The following is a 19484-nucleotide window of genomic DNA, read 5'->3' as shown; positions in this document are numbered from 1 at the left end:
CGTGGGAAAGCGCCACGTCCGGGCGGCCGACGAAACCGCCCGGACGTGAGGGGGATCACACGTTGCGCGGATCCGTGCCGGGGCGCACAAGCACCGGCAGCGCGTGGTAGTCGTACCGTTCGACGTACCAGCGTCCCGGCTCGTATTCGGTGCCGGTGATCAGGTTGCGCCACGGGGCGTCGTCGCCGGCGTCGGGCACGTAGAAGCGGGCGACGCCCTCCTCGTTGAAGATCGGAGCGACGAGGATGTCCGAGCCGAGCATGTACTGCGTGTCGATGTCCTCGCACGTCGGGTCGTCCTGGAATTCGAGCACCATCGAGCGCATCATCGGCACGCCGCTCGCATGCGTCTCGCGCGCGCTCTTCTCGAGATACGGGCGCAGCGAATCCTTGAGCTCGACGAATTCGCGGCAGACGTCGACCGCCTCGTCGCCGTACAGCCACGGCACCTTGTAGGCGGTCGAGCCGTGGTAGCGCGAATGCGAGCTGAGCAGGCCGAACTGCGTCCAGCGCTTGTACAGGTCGGGCGTCGCCTGATCCTCGAAGCCGGCGATGTCGTGGCTCCAGTAGCCGAAGCCGGACATGCCGAAGGAGAGTCCCGCGCGCAGCGATTCGGCCATCGACGGATAGTTCGACGAGCAGTCGCCGCCCCAATGCACCGGGTAGCACTGGCCTCCCACGGTCGCCGAACGGGCGAACAGGATCGCCTCGTCGGCGCCTTTGGTTTCCACGAGGACGTCATAGACGGCCTTGTTGTACAGCAGCGTGTAGTAGTTGTGCATGAGTTCGGGGTCGGAGCCGTCGTAGTACTGCACGTCCTCGGTCGGGATGCGCTCGCCGAAATCGGTCTTGAAGCAATCGACGCCCATCGCGACGAGCTTCTTCAGATAGCCCTGATACCACTCGACGGCGGCCGGGTTCGTGAAGTCGACGATCGCCATGCCGGCCTGCCACTTGTCCCACTGCCACACCGAGCCGTCGTTGCGCTTGATGAAGTAGCCGTTCTTCGCGCCCTCCGCGAACAGCGGCGACTTCTGGCCGATGTACGAGTTGATCCAGACGCAGACCTTGAGGCCGCGCTCATGCAGCTTGGCGAGCAGGCCTTCCGGATCCGGGAACTTCGACTCGTCCCAGGCGAAGTTGCACCATTCGAGTTCCTTCATCCAGCGGCAGTCAAAGTGGAACACCGAAAGCGGAATGCCACGTTCGGCCATGCCGTCGACGAAGTCGAGCACAGTCTGCTCATCGTAATCGGTCGTGAAGCTCGTGCTCAGCCACAGGCCGTAGCTCCAGTCCGGCACAAGTGGCGCGCGGCCGGTGAGCGCCGTGTAGTTGGCGAGAATCTCCTTCATGTCGGCGCCACCGATCACCGAGTAGCTCATCTCCTGCCCGGGCACGCTGAACTGCACGCGCGAGACCTTCTCGGAGCCGATCTCGAACTCGACTTTGCCCGGGTTGTCCACAAACAGGCCGTAGTTCCTATTGCTCATGTAGAACGGCACGTTCTTGTATGCCTGCTCGGTGCCGGTGCCGCCGTCCTCGTTCCAGATCTCGACCGACTGGCCGTTCTTGACGAAGTTCGTGAAGCGTTCGCCGAGGCCGTAGATCTTCTCTCCGACGCCGAGATCGAGCTGTTCGGAGACGTGCAGCACGCCGCTCGGATCGGTCACGAGCGCCTTGGCGCGCCATCCGGAGTGCGCAATCCGCTTGCCGTCGTACAGGTAGGTGAAATCGATCGTCTCACCCTTGGCGATGCGCAGTGTGAGCTTGCCCGAGGTGAACAGCCATGCCTCGTCGCTCTCCTCGACGCTCACCTGCGGCGACGTCTCGTTCAGCGCGAACGTGGGCTTGTGCGAACGGTCCTCGCGGAAATTGATCAGACGCGTCGTGATGATGTTCTCGCGCGGGCTCGTCACCTCGATCGTCAGAATGCCGCCGTCGAGCGTCATGCCCGGGTTGTAGATGGGCGAGCCGAATGGGCAGAACAGCGTGAGCTTGTCCGCCTCGATGTCCGCCGTGTAGATGTTGGCCGCGTACTTGACGTCGAAACCGTCTTTGATGAGCCATCCGCCGTTGAGGAACTTCATGGTGTCTCCCCGCTTAGTTGTGTGTGGGTTGATGTTGTTGGTTGATGTTTGTTGTGTTGATTGATTACTGATTTGCCGTCCGCTCAGCCGATCCGGCCGTCGAGCCGCAGGTCACCGACCGATTCGCCGACGTGCACGGCCGCGCGCGGCGCGAGCGCGAAGGCGTGCGTCCGCTCGCTCCAGTAGCGCAGCGCCTCGTCGCGCGGGATCTCGATCGTCACCTGACGGCGTTCGCCCGGCTCGAGCGCGACCTTCGTGAAGCCGCGCAGTTCGAACGCCGGACGGTCTTCGCCGGTGTCTTCGAGCGTGACGTAGACCTGTGGCACCGCCTTGCCCGCGCGCGCGCCGGTGTTCGTGACGTGGAAATCAAGGCGGATCATGTCGCCGAGTTCGCGCACTTCGAGGTCCGAGTATGCGAAGCTCGTGTAGGTCAGGCCGTGGCCGAAGCAGAAGCGCACCGGCACGTCCTTCGTGCTGTAGTAGCGGTAGCCGACGTAGATGTCCTCGGCGTAGTCGACGTGCCCGACGAGCCCGAAGGTGCCGATCGCATGCGCCGGACAGTCCTCGAGTCGCATTGGGAAGGTCTCCGGCAGGTGGCCGCTCGGGCTCACGCGCCCGAAAAGCGTTTCGGCGAGCGCGGTGCCGCTTTCCATGCCGTTGTACCAATTCCAGACGATCGTCGAGGCCTTGTCCGCCCACGGCATCGCGATCGGCGAGCCGGCGACGAAGACGAGCACCGTGTCCGGATCGATGTCGAGCAGCGCGTCGATGAGCGCGTCCTGCTCGTACGGCAACGTCATGTCCTCGCGATCGCGCGCCTCGAGGTCGTAGTCGTGGTTGAGGCCGCCGATGAAGATGACCGGGTCGCTGGTCTGCGCGAAGTCCTGCGCGAGCGCGAGCGCCTCGTCGCGCAGCCGGCGTGCGCGCGCCGCTTCCTCGTTCGCCTTCGCCTGCGAGTTCTCGAGGCTTTCCTCCTGCCATGTGTCGTCCTGATTGACCTGCGGCGCGTAATACCCTTCAGCGTAGGTGATCTCGATGTTGCCGCCGAGCATGCCGTTGATGCCGAGCAGCGGCGAGATCTCGTGCACCGCCTTGATGACGGCCGAGCCGCCGCCGAGCGAGTGGATGCGGTCGGCGTTCGCGCCGACGATGAGCAGGCGGCGGATGCCATGTTCGTCGAGCGGCAGCACCTGTGCGTCGTTCTTGAGCAGCACGATCGATTCGCGCGCGATGTCGAACGCCGAGCGCGCATGCGCGAGCGTCGCGTAGGAGCCGGCCTTGCGATGCGCGCGGGCGTCGCCGAGCATGTTGAGCGCGTCCATGACGGCGAGCACATGCTCGACCTTCGCGTCGATCGTCGATTCGGCGATGCGGCCGTCCTTGACCGCTTCGAGCAGCGGGCGCGCGAAGCAGTAGTCGTCGAAGTCGTAGGTGACGTTCATGTCGACGTCGATACCGACGGCGGCGCTGCGTTCGGTGTTCTTGATGCCGCCCCAGTCGGAGACGACGAGGCCGTCGAATCCCCATTCGTCGCGCAGCACTTCGTCGAGCAGCCAATGCGATTCGCAGCACTGCGCGCCGTTGACCTTGTTGTAGGCGCCCATGATCGTCAGCGCGCCGGCCTGCTGCACGGCCGCGCGGAAGGCGGGCAGATACAGTTCGCGCAGCGCGCGTTCACCGATCTTCTCGTCGACTTCGAGGCGGTCGGTCTCCTGGCTGTTTGCGGCGAAGTGCTTCGGGCAGGCGGCGACGTCCGATTCCTGGACGCCTTCGATGTAGGCGTCGCCCTGCACGGCCGTGAGCAGCGGGTCCTCGCTCATGTATTCGAAGTTGCGTCCGCACAGTGGCGAGCGCTTGATGTTGAGCGAGGGGCCGAGGATCACGTCCTTGCCGCGGCCGCGCGCCTCCTGGCCGAGCACCTGGCCGGTCAGATGCGCCAGTCGCGGGTTCCATGTGGAGGCGACGGCCGAGCCGCTCGGCAGGTAGGACACCATGTCGCGCGTGTTGTTGAGCGGCGCCCAGTTGTCGTCGTGTGTGTCGGCGCGCACGCCCATCGGGCCGTCGTCGAATTTCATCTCGGGGATGCCGAGGCGTTCGACGGCGGCCGTGTGGAACAGCGCGGCGCCGTGGATCATGCCGATCTTCTCCTCGAGCGTGAGCTGTGCGGTCAGTTCGCGCGCCTTGCGCATATTCGCTTCGCTGATCATCGTCATTGGTGGTCTCCTTCTCTCTGTTGCGGATTGGAAGTCGTTGAAAGCTGATTGGTCATCGTGCGACGGCTTTCTAGCCGAGCCGCAGGCGGAAGCCAAGCGGCACAGCCATCTCGCCGGCCGGCCGTCTTCGTCTCTCTGAGATCGGCAAGTGCAGGCCGTCGGCGCGGCGCTCATAGGGCGTCGGGCCGTCGCCGAGCAGATCGACGCCGAAGATGACGCCGTTGAACGCCGGCCGATGCTCGCCGTCGAAGGCGGCGAAGGTGCGGCAGACGAGTTCGTCGGCGCCGGACGGGTTGAGGCAGTAGCAGTAGAGGTCGCCGCCCTTCGCCGTGAATCGCCAGTCGTCGGCGGTCCACGCCGTCGGCTTCTGGTCGGCGAACATGCCGGAGGGCAGCACTGTTGGCCCTTCGCCGCTGATATGCCACGGGCGGCTGCCGTAGATGCCGTCGCCGTTTGCCGCGAGCCAGTCACCGATGCCTTCGAGCAGCGCGCGGTCATGCTCGGCGATCGAACCGTCGGCGCACGGGCCGACGTTGAGCAGCAGGTTGCCGTTCTTGCTCACCGCGTCGATCAGGCTCACGAGCAGCTCGGGAAGCGTCTTGTAGTCGAGCGAGTCGGTGTGGCACCACGAGTTGCGCGCGATCGCCGTGTCGGTCTGCCAGACGAAGGGCGTCGCGTCGGCGAATCCGCCGCGTTCGACGTCGACGATGCCGGCACCCCACGCGAGCGCGTCGTACTTGTAGCAGATCGCGGCGTCGAGGCCGAGCGCGGCCATATGGTCGTAGTAGTAGGCGGCGAACGACGCAAGATAAGGACGGAACTCACGATGCTGCACCCACCAGTCGAAGTAGAGCAGTTCGGGCGCGTATCTGTCGATGATCTCGACGTTGCGCGCGAGCCAGTCGTCGAGGAATTCGGCGGTCGGCGCGGGGTGCGCGTCGATGTCGAACTCGTTCGGCTCGGGCGTCATCGCCGGCCAGTAGAAGTCGCCGCGGCGCATCGGCTCGAGCACGTCGGAGTCGAAACAGCGGCCGTGCCCCATGAACCACCAATGTTCGGCGCGGTGGTTCGACGTCGTGAAATGCAGGCCGTGCGCGATCGCGGCAGCGCGCAGTTCGCCGAGCACGTCGCGGCGCGGCCCCATTTCGGCGGCGTTCCAATGTGACAGCCGACTGCGGTACATCTGGAATCCGTCGTGGTGCTCACTCACCGGCATGACGTAGCGCGCGCCGGCGCGGGCGAACAGCGCGCACCAGGCGTCGGCGTCGAAGGCGGGCGCCGTGAACATCGGGATGAAGTCCTTGTAGCCGAAGACGCGCTGGTCGCCGTAGACGGCGCGATGATGCTCGAATTCGGGATAGCCTTCAATGTACATGTTGCGCGAATACCATTCGTTGCGGTATCCGGGCACCGTGTACGGCCCCCAATGCGTGAAGATGCCGAACTTCGCGTCGGCGAACCATGACGGATCGCGGTGCGCTGCGAGCGACGCCCATGTCGCGTCGTAGGGGCCGGCGGCGATCGTCGCGTCGAAGGCGCAGGCGTCGAGCATCGCGGCCGCGTCGAGTTTCGCCTCGCCTTCGGGCTGCGCCGCGTCGTCCGGTTTCGTCGTGTCGTTCATCATCACACGCTCCCCTTCGTTGTTATCCTTTTGCCGTCTGATGGCGCTCCGGGCGCCCCGTGTCCGCCGGACGTGCGCCGTCGGCCGCAGCTGTCACGTCCGAGTTGGTTCGATGATCGAACCAACAGGTGATTTGCAGGGAGCGCCGCATCCCGACGGATGCGACGCTCCCGTGCCGAGGGTCTCCGCCGTCCTGTGACGGCGGCGCCCTTTCGGTTGTTCAGTTGTGCCGCAAGGAGGCGGCGACCCGAAAGGTCACTGCTTGTCCGCGTACTCCTTGACGATCTCCTGACGGGCCTTGATCAGCGCCTTCGCGTTGTCCTCGTCGACCTTGAGCACCTGCTCGTAGCCGAGGTCGTTGAGCTGCGTGCCCATGTTCTTGAAGGTCGACTGGCATTCGGCTTCGCTCTTGGCGACGACGGCCTGCCACGACGCGTTGATCACTTCAGTCTTGACCGACGAGCGCAGCGTCGAGATCTGCGAATCCTCCTGAGGAGGCGTGTAGGTGGCGCCAGGCGCGACGGCGAGCTTGCCGGCCTTCTCGAGGTATTCGATGTCGGTCTTCGCGCCGTCCATGTGCTTCGACCAGTCCTCGCTCAGCTTCGTCTGCTTCGCGAGCTGGGTCGCCCACAGCTGCGGGTTGTACGCGGACTTCGTGTCCGGATCGGTGCTGTTCGCGTTCACCGTCTTGAAGTTGAGCGTCGAGATGCCGTCGTTGTAGGAGCCGCCGCCGTATTCGGCCGGCACCTGCAGGCCGTCGGAGTTGAACATCGCCTTCTCGCCGAACTCGTTGAGCTGCGGCTCGCCCTTGTCGTTGAGCGTCCAGCACATGTCCTTCGGGCAGGCGGCGCCGCCGGAGTTGGTGGCCGAGGCGTAGATGCCTTCAGGCGAGTAGAGCCAGTCGATGAACTTGGCGAGGCGTTCCTTGTTCTTCGCCTTCGAGCCGATCGCGATGAAGGTGTTGCCATCGCCCTCCGGCTGGAAGCCCGGCGTGTACACGTCCATGTCCTGCAGCGGGGCGAGCATGAAGCCGACGCCCTTCTCCTGGTTCTCGTTGCTGTTCATGCGCGGCTTGCCGAGCCACGACCAGATCGACATGAGCACCTTGCCGTTCGTCACCTTCGTCGACAGGTTGTCCCAGTTCTGCGTCGTCGATTCCGGATCGACGAGTCCCATGCGGTCGCACTTGTTGAAGAACTCGATCATCTTGTCGTAGGCGCTGCCGACCTGGGAGGCCGGGACGATCTGCGAATCCTTGTCGTCGGACGGCACGAGCACCGAATTCTGCGCGAAGTAGCCGTACCACTGCGAGGCGGCCATCGCGTTCTGCATCATCTCGCCGTCCCAGTCCTTGAACAGCGACACGGCGTAGATGTCGTCGTCGCCGGTCTCCTCGCGCGCCTTGTCCTGCATCTGCTTGAGCACGTCCGCGAAACCGTCGAGATCCTTGATCTCGGGGTACCCGATCTTCGCGTAGTAGTCCCAGCGGATGTACGGGGCGGCGGCCGGTTCGATGCCGTCGGCGGACTTCGTCGGCGATTCGTCGGACACGTTGCCCGGCACGCCCCAGACGCCGTCCTGGCCGGCCTGCTTCGTCACGTAGTCCACGCCGGCCTGGTAGCGCTTGACGTTCGTCATCTTGCCGTAGTACGGCGTCATGTCGGTGATGAGCTTCGACTTGACGAGCTTCTGCAGACGGCCGTTCTGCATGCCGACGATGACGAGGTCGCCGAGGTTGCCCGCCGTGGAACGCGTGTCGAACAAGGTGTCGCCGCCGCCGGCCACGTTCGGGGCGATGATGTTGAGCTCCATGTTGAACTTGTCCTTGACGATCTTGGCGAACCAGCCTTCTGGACGCCCTGGTAGTTCGCGGTCGACGAGAACACGTCCACCTTCATGAAGCTGCCGTCGTCGGGGCCGTCGCTCGCGGAGTCGTTGCCGCCGCAGGCCGCGACGGAGACGAGCATCGCCGCCGAAAGCGTCGCGGCGATTCCCGAGACGATCTTCTTCCTGATTTCCATGAGGAAACCTCCTTGTATCCTTCTAACTTCGGCTCATCACTGAGCACATCTGGTTGGTTGGTGGTTGGTACGGAAACGTGGATCGGGGCGGGGAGCCGCACGGCTCCCCGCGTACGGTCAGCCCTTGACTGCGCCGAGCATCATGCCCTTGACGAAGAAGCGCTGGAAGAACGGGTAGATAAACATGATCGGCAGGACGACGATGACGGAGACGGTCATGCGGATCGCCGTAGGCGTCGCCGCCGTGGCCAGCAGTGCGGCGTTCGCGGCGTTCGCCTTGACCGAGTTCGCGATCGAGCTCGCCTGGTTGATGTAGGTGTAGAGCAAGTACTGCAGGCTCCACAGCTTCGAATCGGTCATGTAGATCAGTGTGTCCTGGAACGAGTTCCACTGGTTGACGGCGGAGAAGATCGCAACGGTCGCGAGGATCGGCGTGCACATCGGCAGCACGATCTTCCAGAACACCGTCATCGTGCCCGCGCCGTCCACTTCGGCGGCCTCCTGCAACGATGCCGGGATCGACTCGATGTAGGTCTTGACGAGGATGATGTTGAACGGCTGCACAATCGCCGGCAGGATGTAGACCCAGAAGTTGTTCGTCAGGCCGTAGTTCTTCATCGTGATGAACATCGGGATCAGGCCCGCGTTGAAGTACATCGTGATGACGACGAAGCGGTACCAGAACGAACGCTTCCACATCTTCTGCTGTGTGAACATGAAGCCGAGGTAGGCGGAGGCGAGCACGGTGAGCACGGTGCCGATGACGGTGCGGGCCACCGAGATCCACGCGGACTGCGCCAGGCCGTCGAGGCCGAGCACGGTCTTGTAGTTGTCCCAGTGCAGGCCCTCGATCCTCCAGGTGACGTCGCCCGCGGCGGCCGCCTGGTTGTTCGACAGCGAGTTGATGATCAGATAGTAGAACGGGTAGGTGCAGATCAGCGCGAACAACGTGAGGATGATGATGTTCACGACGTTGTAGATCTTCTCGCCCTTCGTGCGGCGCATGGCCGGGGAGACGCTCGCCTTGGCCCTCCTCGGCTTCTTGGCGCTTGCGGGTGCTGTTGCGGTTGACATGGTTACTCCTTAACCCAATACACGATTCGTGACTGCTGGATGCGGATCAGACGATGCCGACGCCGCGCGTGCGCTTGGACAGCCAGTTGACGAGCAGCAGCAGGCCGACCGAGACGAGGGACTTGAGCATCGAGATCGCGGTGCCGAGCGACAGGCTGTTCTGGCCCATGCCGACGTTGTAGACGTAGAGGTCGAGCACCTGGATCCACTTCTGGTTGAAGGCGTTCTGGAAGACGTAGTACTGGTCCATGCCGTTGTTGAGGAAGTTCGAGATCGACAGCATGAGCAGCACGAAGTAGGTCGGCATCAGCTGCGGGATCGTCACGTGGATGATCTGCTGGAAGCGGTTCGCGCCGTCCACCTGCGCGGCCTCGTAGAGTTCGGGGTCGATGCCGGCGATGCCCGCGAGGTACATGATCGAGCCCCAGCCGAGGCCCTTCCACAGGTTCCACAGCAGCATCTTGAACCAGACCTGGTCGGGTGAGTCGAGGAACTTGATCGGTTCGCTGATGATATGCAGGTTCTGCAGCAGGTCGTTGACCATGCCGGTCGACGAGAACATCGCGAAGGCGATCGAGTAGACGAGCACCCAGGAGATGAAGTTCGGCAGCGTCGTGAGCGTCTGGATGAGGTTCTTGAACCACTTCGCGCGGATCTCGTTGAGCGCGATCGCGAAGATGACCGGCAGGAACGACGTGAGGATGTTGAGGCCCGACATCGCGAAGGTGTTGAGCAGCACCTGGCCGATTGTGCGCAGCTGCGCCGGGTTCTGCACCATCATCTCGAACCACTGCAGGCCGACGAACTTGCTTTCGGAAAGCGGGATCGGCGGCTGGTAGTCATAGAACGCGTAGATCCAGCCGAACAGCGGGACGTAGCTGAACAGGAAGACCAGGATCAGCAGCGGCGCGACGTAGAGCCACAGCTTCATCGCATGCTTCCTGTCAGTGCGCGATTCGGCAGCCATCTTCGCCGCCTTCTTCGCGGCGCGACGGTCGCGGCGGCTCAGTTTGGATTCTTCGGCGGCTTCGACTTCCCTGCCGACAACCGCCGCAGCGCCACCGGTCGAACCGATGGTCTCATCGGTTTCGGTACTAGACGACGTCTGCATCTCTCCTCCTTCGGAAACTGATGTCAGCGATTCCAAGTCCCGCAACCTCGCGAGGCTTTCTCACTTCTTGTTGAATAGATTATAAACAACGACTATCTTTGTCAAATCAGATAACGAAGTCCCGTGCCACGATGGCGCGCCACCCGCCGGAAACACAAGGCGACACGCAAGTTTCACCATAAGCTGAACTCGCTCTACCTTGAAACGGCAACGTTTTCGCGACACGCGCGATGCTGTTGCAGTAGACAAGCGCGCCACTTATTTATATACTTATCAACAACAGTCGATGTGGACATGCATCCAACAACAACTCCACCACGTTACCCTGCACGGCGAACCGCAGAACGATCTGCACGCCGCCAGCCATCGTCCGACAGATATATACAGTGCGTATATATACGGAGTCGCCGGGTGCACGACGCACACGGCCGTCGCATCGCAGCGGCGCCACGGCACGGAAAGGAAGCAGCATGAGGTTCAACACCGAAGCGCCGTTCTGGCAGTTCATGGGAACGCTCGCGCGATTCACCGCGCTCAATCTCGTCTTCCTCGTCACGCTGCTGCCGATCGTCACGATCGGTCCGGCGCAGGCGGCGCTCTACAGCACGCTGTTCCAGTACGACGAACATGACGACATCCGGCTCGTACACGAATACCTCAAGCGCTTCAAGCGGGAGTTCAAGCAGGGCCTCATCTCCGGACTGCTGCTGCTCGCGCTCGTTGCCGTCCTCATCTTCGGCCTCGCGTTCTGGGTGGCCTGGGACACGAACGCCGCCTACGTCCCGCTCATCATCCTCGTCGCCGCATCGGTCGCCGTGCTGTTCCTCGCCGAATACCTGTTCCCGCTGCAGGCGCGCTTCGCCAATTCGGTCGGACGCACCTGGAAGCTCGCCGCGCTGTTCCCGTGGCGCGCCTTCGCCTGCTCGTTCGCGCTCGTCGGCATCGATGTCGTCGCGCTCGGCCTGGCGTATTTCGTCCCGTTCATCCGCGTGCTCATGCTCATCTTCGGTCTGAGCTGGGTCGCCTACGCGAAGTCGCTCATCCTGCTGTGGGGCTTCAAGAAGTACGGCGGCTACGGCGAGGTCGAACGCCCGACCTACGTGAACGCCAACTCCGGACTGTGATCGGCTCGCGGCACCCGCGCCGCATACCGAGATGGACATCCGGTAAACAAACCAGACTTACCCTTCCCCTTTCCTCAACAATCGGCCGCAGCGCTTCCTTGGCTGCGGCCGCTCTCTTTTGCGGCATCACCCTCCTCTCCGCGACCGCAACTGTCACACTCGCGCCCAACTCCGTTCACTAAGCCCCACCTCAGCGAACACGACCGCCGCGCTTCCGCCCAACTCCGTTCGCTAACCAGCACCTCCGCGACCGCAACCGCCGCACAGCCACCCAACTCCGTTCGCTAAGCCCTTCCGCGACCGTCTCCCCCGACCATCCGCACCCTTTCCGGCCGCCGAGCCGTAGGGCTGACATGCTATACAAGATAACCGGTAATAGGTAACGCATGGCCACGGCGCTTCCGCGTCCTCACTCGTCAAGGATTTCCATGGGATTCATTCATTTCATCGCCAACCTGCTCAAGGATCCGCGCGGCGCGATCGCCGGCTGGATCGCGATGGGCGTCGCCCCCACGCTTGGCTTCATCTTCCTGATCGTCTTCATCGAGACCGGCGTCGTCTTCTTCCCGTTCCTGCCCGGCGACTCGCTGCTGTTCGCCGCCGGTTTCTTCGCCGCCCCCGACGCCACGACCGGTGAATCAGCGCTGCCGATCGCCGCGCTGCTGCCAGTCGTCTGGATCGCGCCGATCCTCGGCGACCAATGCAACTACTTCATCGGCCACTTCTTCGGCCGCCGCATCATCGAATCCGGCAAAGTCAAGGCGATGACGCCGGAACGTCTTGCCAAGACCGAGACGATGATCGACCGTTGGGGTCCGCTCGCCGTCTTCCTCGGCCGTTTCTTCCCGTTCATCCGCACCTTCATGCCGTTCATCTCCGGCATCACCGGCATGCAGTGGCGTCGTTTCACGCCGTTCTCGGTGCTCGGCGGCCTCGTGTGGTCGTCGCTGTTCACGTTGCTCGGCTACTTCTTCGGCGGCATTCCGGTCGTCCAGGAGAACTTCGAGCTCGTCATCGTCGCAATTCTCGTCATTTCGCTGATTCCAACCTTCGTCGGCCTGTTCAAGGCGAAGTTCGGCAAAAAGAAGGTCGCGTCGGCGACCGAACTCGCCAAGGACGAGACAACCCCGCTCGTCGAGTCCCTTGATGACGATTCCGATAACGCCTGATCACCCCGCAACTGCATGCATGAACGCGCCGGGGGCGAACGAAATACCGTTCGCCCCCGGCGCGTTCATCTAGATACAGCCTCGACGCCTGTCAGCAGTCGGTTCGATCGACGACGACGTCACCGTCGCCGTCGCGCTTCGCCGTGAAGACGACGCGACGCCCGTCAGTGCACGTGACCGTCGTGCTCGCCTCGGCTTCGTCACCGAGGAAGACGCGCACGTCGGCGTCGGCGGCGTAGTCGTAGTCCGGCGTCATCGCACCCGGATGGGTGACGATGACCGAGCCGTCGCGCACCCACAGCGGCACCGAATCGAAATCGTGATGCTCGGTGCGCCACATGCCGTGCTCGCTGCGCACATGCTCGCCGGTGAACCAGTTCGTCCACCCGCCGGCCGGCAGATAGTAGCTCACGTCGCCCGAGTAGCTGAACACCGGCGCGACGAGCAGCGACGAGCCGAGCATGTACTGGCGGTCGAGCGTGCGGCATGCGGGGTCGTCGGGGAATTCGACGAACATCGAACGCATGACCGGCGTGCCGTGTTCGTGCGCTTCGATGCCGGCCTGATACAGATACGGCATCAGGCTGAGCTTAAGCAGCGTGAACTTGCGGCACACGTCGACGGCGCTCTGCCCGGGTTCGACGCTGCGCCCCTGCCGCTCGTCCTCCTCGTCGAACAGCCACGGCACGCGGTAGACGGTCGAGCCGTGCAGCCGCGAATGCGAGCTGAGCAGGCCGAAGGCCAGCCAGCGCTTGTAGACGGCCGGATCGGGGAACGCGCCTTCGAAGCCGCCGATGTCATGGCTCCAGAAGCCGAATCCGGAGGACGTGAGCGACAGACCGCCGCGCAATGTCTGCGCCATGCCGTTGAACGTCGATTCGCAGTCGCCGCCCCAATGCACCGGGAAGCGCTGTCCGCCGGCCGTCGCCGAACGCGCGAACAGGCATGCCTTGCCGACGCCGTACACCTCCTCGATCGCCTCGAACACCGTCCGGTTGTACAGTTCGGTGTACCAATTGTGCATCGACAGCTTCGGCGAGCCGTCATACCAGACGACGTCGCGCGGGATGCGCTCGCCGAAGTCGGTCTTGATCGCGTCGATGCCCTGCCTGAGCAGCGCGACGACCTTGCTTCTGAACCAGGCGCGCGCGTCCGGGTTCGTGAAATCGACGAGACCCATGCCGGCCTGCCAGTTGTCGGTCTGCCAGATCGTGCCGTCCGGGTTGCGCACGAGGTAGCCTTCGCGCATGCCCTCGCCGAACATCGCGCCGGCCTGGCCGATGTATGGGTTGATCCACGCGCACAGATGCAGCCCCTTGTCCTCGTGCAGCCGTTTAAGCGTCGCTTCGATGTCCGGGAAGAACCGCGAATCCCATGCGAAATCGGTCCAGTGGAACTCGCGCATCCAGTAGCAGTCGTAGTGGAACGCGCTCAGCGGGATGCCGCGCTCGGCCATGCCGTCGACGAAGGACGTGATCGTCGCCTCGTCGTACTTCGTCGTGAACGACGTCGTCAGCCACAGGCCGTAGCTCCACGCCGGCACCATGGCGGGGCGCCCGGTCAGCCGCGTGTAGCGGTCGAGGATCTGCTTCGGCGTCGGCCCGTAGATGACGCAGAAGTCGATCGTCTCACCCGGCACCGAGCACTGCACGGCCTCGGTGTTCACGGTGCCTACCTCGAAGGAGACGTGGCCGCGGTCGTTGACGAAGACGCCGTAGCCGTTGCTTGTCATATAGAACGGGACGTTCTTGTATCCCTGCTCGGACGCGGTGCCGCCGTCCTCGTTCCAGATGTCGATGCTCTGCCCGTTCTTGACGAACGCGGCGAAGCGTTCGCCGAGGCCGTAGACGGTCTCGCCGACGCCGAGCGCAAGCTGGATCGACGTGAACGTGCGCGATTCGTCCTTCGCGAGTCCGGTCGGCGTCACGCCGAACTCGCCGACCGGCTCCGCGCTGACGTCGGCGAGGTCGTTGAGCGCGAAGTGCGCGAGCGACTTGCCGCGCGACTGCGTGAGCGCGCGGCCGGATTCGTCGGTGAACGTGAGGTTCCATTCCGGCCCCTTGACGACGGTCGCCGTCAGTCCGCCGGAGCGCAACGAGGCCGTCGCGCCGCGCTCGCCGGTCTCGCCGTCGCCGTCGCCATGCGTGACGACGCTCACGTAGTCGCGTCCGCCGGCCTCGTCGTGCATGATCGGGAAGCCGATGCCCTGCGCGCCGCCGCGCCAGTGGGTGGCGCGCACGCGGATGACGCCTTCGATCGGCGTGCTGAGTTCCACGTGAAACGCCGGCAGGTTGAGCGTGTTCGCGCGCTCGTGGACGACGCCCGTCGCGCGAGCACATCGATTGTCTCTTGCGCCGGGTGGGCGTGCAGTTCGTAGGCGTCGCGCGCGAACAGCGCATCGACGCCGTCACGCATCAGCCAGTAGCCGTTGGTGAATTTCATGATGCTCCTTGCAGGTGAATGAATGGTCCGCGCAGGTCACTTGACGGCGCCGGCGGTGATGCCGCGCGACAGCGTGCGCTGGAAGATGAGGAAGAAGATCAGCGTCGGCACGATGCTGATGAGCGATGCCGAAGCCGTCGTCGTGACGTCCATCAGGCGGTCGCCGGTCAGCGAGCTGATCGCGATCGGCACGGTCTGCGACGAATTGTCGACGAGGAACGCGAGCGGGATCATGTACTCGTTCCATGTCCAGATGAAGAAGAACACGAGCAGCACGCTCAGCGTCGGCTTCGAGATCGGGAAGACGACGTCCTTGAAGATGCGCCAGCGGCTCGCGCCGTCGATCGTGGCGGCCTCGAGGATCGACTTCGGGAAGGTGCCGAAGACCGACGACAGCAGATAGGTGCCGAAGGCGCTCTGGATGACGGTGAAGATGATGACGATCGCCCACGGGTTGTTGTACAGGCCCATGCCCTTGAACATCGTGTACAGCGGATAGAGCATCGCCTCCTGCGGCAGCATGTTCGCGAGCATGATGAGCAGTGTGATCCATTTGCGGCCCTTGACGCGGCCGATGCCGAGCGCGAAGGCGTTGAACATCGACAGCACGACGGCGAGCACGGCCACAAGTCCGGAGGTCCAGATGCTGTTCCAGACCTTCTCGGGGAAGTTGACGCGCTGCCAGAACGTGGACAGGCCTGCGAAGCTCAGCTCCTTCGGCCACGCGAGCGGACCGGAGGCATTGTAGTCGGCGGGCGTCTTGAAGGCGTTGAGCAGCAGCACGATGAACGGGAACATCATGATGAGCGCACCGACGATCAGCAGCGCGAGCGCCACCCAGTCGCCCGCCGTGCGGTTCTTCTTGACATGCGCGATCTCCTTGAGTTCCTTCGGCGTGAGCTTGTGCTGATCGGGCGAGTTGTATTCGTAGTCCTGTTCGGCGGATACGAGCGTGGAAGTCATGGCCTACTCCTCATCCTCTTTGGCGACCTTCTCCTGAAGGTTCGTGAACGCGATCGAAACGATGATGATGACGATGGTGAGCGCCGTGGCGATCGCCGCACCGTATCCCACCTGCTGCGACTGGAAGAACTGCTTGTACGAGTAGTACGACGGCACCGTCGTGCTCGTGCCCGGACCGCCGCGCGTGAGCATCTGCACCGGGCCGAACACCTTGAGTGCGGCGATCGTGCAGGTGAGCGCGACGACGAAGATCTCTGGCTTGATCGACGGCAGCGTGATCGCGCGGAACCGCTGCCACCAGTTGGCGCCGTCTAGGTTTGCGGCCTCGTAGAGCTCCGGATCGACGCGCTGCAGACCGGACATGAAGATGACGAGCGGGTATCCGATCTGGATCCAGATCATGATGAGCATCAGGAAAATCAGCGCCGTGTCCGGCTTGCCGAGCCAGTCGTGCTGCAGGTCGCCCAGCCCGATCGCCTTGAGCAACGCATTGAGCGCGCCGTTCTCCGGACGCAGGATCCAGCCCATGACGAGCGACGCGACGGCGATCGGCAACAGCTGCGGGAAGTAGTACAGCGCACGCATCGTCGAGGCGGTGCGCGGGCCGAACTTCTTCTGCACGACGTCGAACAGCAGCGACGACAATATGAGGCCGACGAGAATCGGGATGATGACCATCGCCAGAATCATCCAGATCGAATTCATGAACGAGATCCAGAACGTATGGTCCTTGACGAGGCGGGCCCAGTTCGTCATGCCGGCCCATACCGGCGGCTTGATGCCGCGGTAGTTGGTGAAGCTCAGATAGATATTCCAGACGGCCGGGATCACGATGATCCACAGCAGCATCAGCAGACCCGGAATCAGATAGATCCAGAATCGCCGCGACGGGCTTCCGGGGATGCGCGACATTCCACGCTCGCGTTTGGCCGCGTCGCGCTCGCGCTTGGTACGGTTGGTTGGTGAAGACATGATGCACTTCCCTCAGCGGTGTTGACCTGCAGGTATGCGGCGGCCGGACGGCCGAGCGCGGAGCTGCGCCGCCCGGCCGCCGCGAATGGAATGGGTTCAGAGGACCGGTCAGTCCTTGACGCCGGCGTCCTGGACGCCCTTGTCATAGTCGGACTTCATCTGGGCGATCGCGCCCTTGACGTCGGTCGAGCCGTTGATGAGCTCCTGCAGCGAGGCGTTGAGCTCGTCGTAGAACGTGGCGGTCGGCCAATCCGGGTAGAAGCCGAGCGCGTTGTCCTTGAGCACCGTGTTGAAGGATTCGATGAGCTCCTTCGTGGACGGATCGGTGATCTTGTCCGGATCGGCGGCGATCGGCAGACCGCCGGAGTTGCCCATCAGGTCCTGCACTTCGGGGCTCAGCGTGATGTTGATGAACTTGGCGGCCAGATCCTTGCGCTTCGAGTTCTCCGGGATGACCCACAGGTTGCCGGAGGAACCGACGACCTTCTTGGACTGCGGGAACGTCGAGAACGTGATGTTCTTGCCCTTCATGTCGTTCTGGAAGCGGCCGAACCACCAGGTGCCGGAGAAGAACATCGGATAGGTGCCGTTGATGAAGCCCTGGCCGACGTCCTCGGCCTTAAGGCCGGTGCAGTCCTTGGAGATGTAGCCTTTGTCGGTCCAGTCCTTGATTGTCTGCGTCGCGTAGACGATCGGCTCCGAATCCCAGTCGACGTCGCCGTCGTACATCTCGTACGCTTTGACGAACTGGTCGTCGGCCTTGCTCAGCGCGAGCTGCCACCACAGATGCTGCACCGGGTATTCGGCGGCGCCCTCGGCAAGCGGCGTGATGCCCTTGTCGACGAACTTCTGCATCGCGTCGGTCAGCTCGTCCATCGTCGTCGGGATCTCGATGCCGTTCTTGTCGAACATGTCCTTGTTGTAGTACATGATCACGTCCTCGCCGTAGTTCGTGATGCCGTACCAGTTGCCGGATCCCATGACGCCCTTGTCGTTGTACTTGCCGGTGTCGGCGAGCGATCCGGTGACCTTCTCGTCCCACTTGTACTGCTTGACGTAGTCGTCGAGATTCGTCAGCAGTCCCTGGCTGGCGAGGAGTCCCGCGGTCGCGTTGCCCTTGTTGTACTCCATGACGTCCGGGGCCTCGTCCGAGTTGAGGATCTGCGACGCGTTCTGGCGGATCTGCTCGAAGGACTTCTTCTCGAATTCGACCTTGACGCCGGTCTCCTTCTCGAAGATCTCCATCGCCTTCTTCCAGGCGACGCCCATCGCGCCGTTGTCCTCCTCGTAGTGCCAAATCTTGATCGAGGTCGGATTCTCCTCCTGCGCGGTGCCGCTGCCGCCGCATCCCGCAAGCCCACACATGCCGACCGCCGTCACAGCGGCCAGACCCGCCGCGATTGCCTTACGAACGTTCATATCTCTTCCTTTTTCAGCGCCATTACTGACTTTCGGATATTGCAGGGATTCAGCCGTTGAATCTCATGAGTAAATTAAATCATCGAAGTAATCGTCATCCAACCGATTTCGACAATCGTCGAAATCGGTTCGAAGCACGGCGACGTCACCGACGCGCGCGCATCGTGCCACGCGCACAGTACTCCCCCGGCAGCAGCTCGACGTAGCCGACATCACGACGCTCGCCGCGCAGCACCTCGACCATGATATCGACGGCGCGCTCGCACACGGCGGCCGGGTTCATCGGCATCTCGTCGGCGAGCCGCGCCGTCGAACCGTTCGCGCACGCCGCCATGACGGAGACGTCCTGCGGCACACGCAGGCCCCTGCGGCTCAACGCATTCATCAGCAGCCCCATCTGCGCGGCGTTCTCCTCGCAGATGATCGCCGTGATTCGCGGATCGGCGGCGAAGGCCTCGTCGACGGCGAGGTTCACGTCATCGGCGGATCGGCCGGACGCGAACTTGCGCATGACGGTCATGCCGAGCTCCTCACCGCGCTGCATCGCCGCATCGAGGAAACGGACGAGGAAGTTCGAGCCGTCGAGGAACGCACGGCGGTCGGGACAGTACAGCATCACATGGCGGTGCCCCAGCACATGCGCCTTGTCCATCGCCTCACGCCCCATGCCCGCGAAGTCCATGTCCACCGTGTACACGTTCGCCGTGTCGTTCGTATAGCCGATGCTGACCACGGGAATGTCGATCGCGCCGGCCATGTCCGCGCGCGAATCGCTGAGCAGGACGTCGAGCAGGAAGACGCCGTCCGCCATATGCCGGTCGGCGACGCGCCGCAGCTCCTGATCGCCGGCCTCGTGCATCAGCAGCAGAATGTCGTAGCCATGCCGTTTCGACGCCGACGCGAGCGCAAGGAAGAAGGCTGCATAGTTCGACGCGTCGGTGTATGGACGCAACGGCGAACTGACGGCGAGCACATGGGTGGACCCGACCGGCGTCGTCGCGTCGATGACCGGCCGGTAGCCGAGCTCGAGCGCGGCCACGCGCACGCGCTCGCGCGTCTGATCGCCGATCTTGCGTTTACCGCTGACGACATAGGAGACCGTGCTGATCGACACGCCGGCCTTCGCCGCCACATCCTTGATACCAGCCATCTGCACCTCGCTCGCTGATTGCGTCGCGCGGCGGCGCTGCCTCGCGCCCGCCGCGTCATACGTTGCGCGCCGTGGTCGCGCACGCCGCACCCGCGCGCCATCCTAACGTGTTTCGACAG

At 63.5% G+C, this 19484-nt stretch carries 14 protein-coding genes; 3 read left to right on the top strand and 11 right to left on the bottom strand.

Annotated features, from left to right (window positions below):
• Positions 1 to 55 precede the first annotated feature (55 nt).
• From yicI (BCHO_RS06860) to BCHO_RS06845, 4 genes are all read right to left on the bottom strand, one after another.
• Complete coding sequence (gene yicI / locus BCHO_RS06860) at positions 56 to 2086, bottom strand: alpha-xylosidase (RefSeq protein ID WP_024541561.1); 2031 nt, start codon at positions 2084 to 2086, stop codon at positions 56 to 58.
• Positions 2087 to 2169: 83 nt separating this feature from the next.
• Entirely contained in the window at positions 2170 to 4299 is a 2130-nt protein-coding gene (locus BCHO_RS06855) for a glycoside hydrolase family 3 C-terminal domain-containing protein (RefSeq protein ID WP_024541560.1), read from the bottom strand.
• 70 nt (positions 4300 to 4369) lie between these two features.
• Positions 4370 to 5923, bottom strand: a complete 1554-nt coding sequence (locus tag BCHO_RS06850) for an alpha-L-fucosidase (RefSeq protein ID WP_237743061.1) — start codon at positions 5921 to 5923, stop codon at positions 4370 to 4372.
• A gap of 252 nt (positions 5924 to 6175) precedes the next feature.
• Positions 6176 to 7732 carry an extracellular solute-binding protein gene (locus BCHO_RS06845; protein WP_237743060.1) on the bottom strand — a complete coding sequence of 519 codons (1557 nt, stop codon included), beginning with the start codon at positions 7730 to 7732 and terminating at the stop codon, positions 6176 to 6178.
• Between the two features lie 84 nt (positions 7733 to 7816).
• Between BCHO_RS06845 and BCHO_RS09615 the strand changes: the two genes are divergently transcribed.
• The gene (locus BCHO_RS09615) at positions 7817 to 7984 is read left to right on the top strand and encodes a hypothetical protein (RefSeq protein WP_237743059.1); all 168 of its coding nucleotides are present in this window, start codon (positions 7817 to 7819) and stop codon (positions 7982 to 7984) included.
• Between the two features lie 74 nt (positions 7985 to 8058).
• Here BCHO_RS09615 and BCHO_RS06840 read toward each other — a convergent pair whose 3' ends face one another.
• Together BCHO_RS06840 and BCHO_RS06835 are read right to left on the bottom strand one after the other, a co-directional pair.
• Positions 8059 to 9015: a carbohydrate ABC transporter permease gene (locus BCHO_RS06840; protein ID WP_237743058.1), complete on the bottom strand. Its 957-nt coding sequence runs from the start codon at positions 9013 to 9015 to the stop codon at positions 8059 to 8061.
• 46 nt (positions 9016 to 9061) lie between these two features.
• A complete protein-coding gene (locus tag BCHO_RS06835) occupies positions 9062 to 10126 on the bottom strand; it encodes an ABC transporter permease (RefSeq protein ID WP_024541556.1) in 1065 nt (354 codons plus the stop codon).
• A gap of 470 nt (positions 10127 to 10596) precedes the next feature.
• Here BCHO_RS06835 and BCHO_RS06830 point away from each other — a divergent pair, with 470 nt between their 5' ends.
• Both BCHO_RS06830 and BCHO_RS06825 read left to right on the top strand, forming a co-directional pair.
• The gene (locus BCHO_RS06830) at positions 10597 to 11250 is read left to right on the top strand and encodes a YesL family protein (protein ID WP_024541555.1); all 654 of its coding nucleotides are present in this window, start codon (positions 10597 to 10599) and stop codon (positions 11248 to 11250) included.
• Positions 11251 to 11678: 428 nt separating this feature from the next.
• The gene (locus BCHO_RS06825; RefSeq protein ID WP_024541554.1) at positions 11679 to 12419 is read left to right on the top strand and encodes a DedA family protein; all 741 of its coding nucleotides are present in this window, start codon (positions 11679 to 11681) and stop codon (positions 12417 to 12419) included.
• 91 nt (positions 12420 to 12510) lie between these two features.
• Here BCHO_RS06825 and yicI (BCHO_RS06820) read toward each other — a convergent pair whose 3' ends face one another.
• The 5 genes from yicI (BCHO_RS06820) to BCHO_RS06800 all read right to left on the bottom strand — a co-directional run bounded on the left by yicI (BCHO_RS06820) (position 12511) and on the right by BCHO_RS06800 (position 19365).
• Positions 12511 to 14694 (bottom strand): alpha-xylosidase, encoded by a 2184-nt coding sequence (yicI, locus tag BCHO_RS06820; protein ID WP_237743057.1) that lies wholly within the window; start codon positions 14692 to 14694, stop codon positions 12511 to 12513.
• Between the two features lie 203 nt (positions 14695 to 14897).
• The gene (locus BCHO_RS06815) at positions 14898 to 15824 is read right to left on the bottom strand and encodes a carbohydrate ABC transporter permease (protein ID WP_024541552.1); all 927 of its coding nucleotides are present in this window, start codon (positions 15822 to 15824) and stop codon (positions 14898 to 14900) included.
• 3 nt (positions 15825 to 15827) lie between these two features.
• Entirely contained in the window at positions 15828 to 16796 is a 969-nt protein-coding gene (locus BCHO_RS06810; RefSeq protein ID WP_024541551.1) for a carbohydrate ABC transporter permease, read from the bottom strand.
• A 108-nt stretch (positions 16797 to 16904) separates the two neighbouring features.
• Positions 16905 to 18215 carry an ABC transporter substrate-binding protein gene (locus tag BCHO_RS06805; protein ID WP_024541550.1) on the bottom strand — a complete coding sequence of 437 codons (1311 nt, stop codon included), beginning with the start codon at positions 18213 to 18215 and terminating at the stop codon, positions 16905 to 16907.
• A 145-nt stretch (positions 18216 to 18360) separates the two neighbouring features.
• A complete protein-coding gene (locus tag BCHO_RS06800; protein WP_024541549.1) occupies positions 18361 to 19365 on the bottom strand; it encodes a LacI family DNA-binding transcriptional regulator in 1005 nt (334 codons plus the stop codon).
• Positions 19366 to 19484: the final 119 nt, after the last annotated feature.

The organism is Bifidobacterium choerinum, assembly GCF_000741135.1.
GTDB classification, from domain to species: Bacteria; Actinomycetota; Actinomycetes; order Actinomycetales; family Bifidobacteriaceae; genus Bifidobacterium; species Bifidobacterium choerinum.
This window is presented reverse-complemented; position numbering and strand designations above follow the sequence as displayed.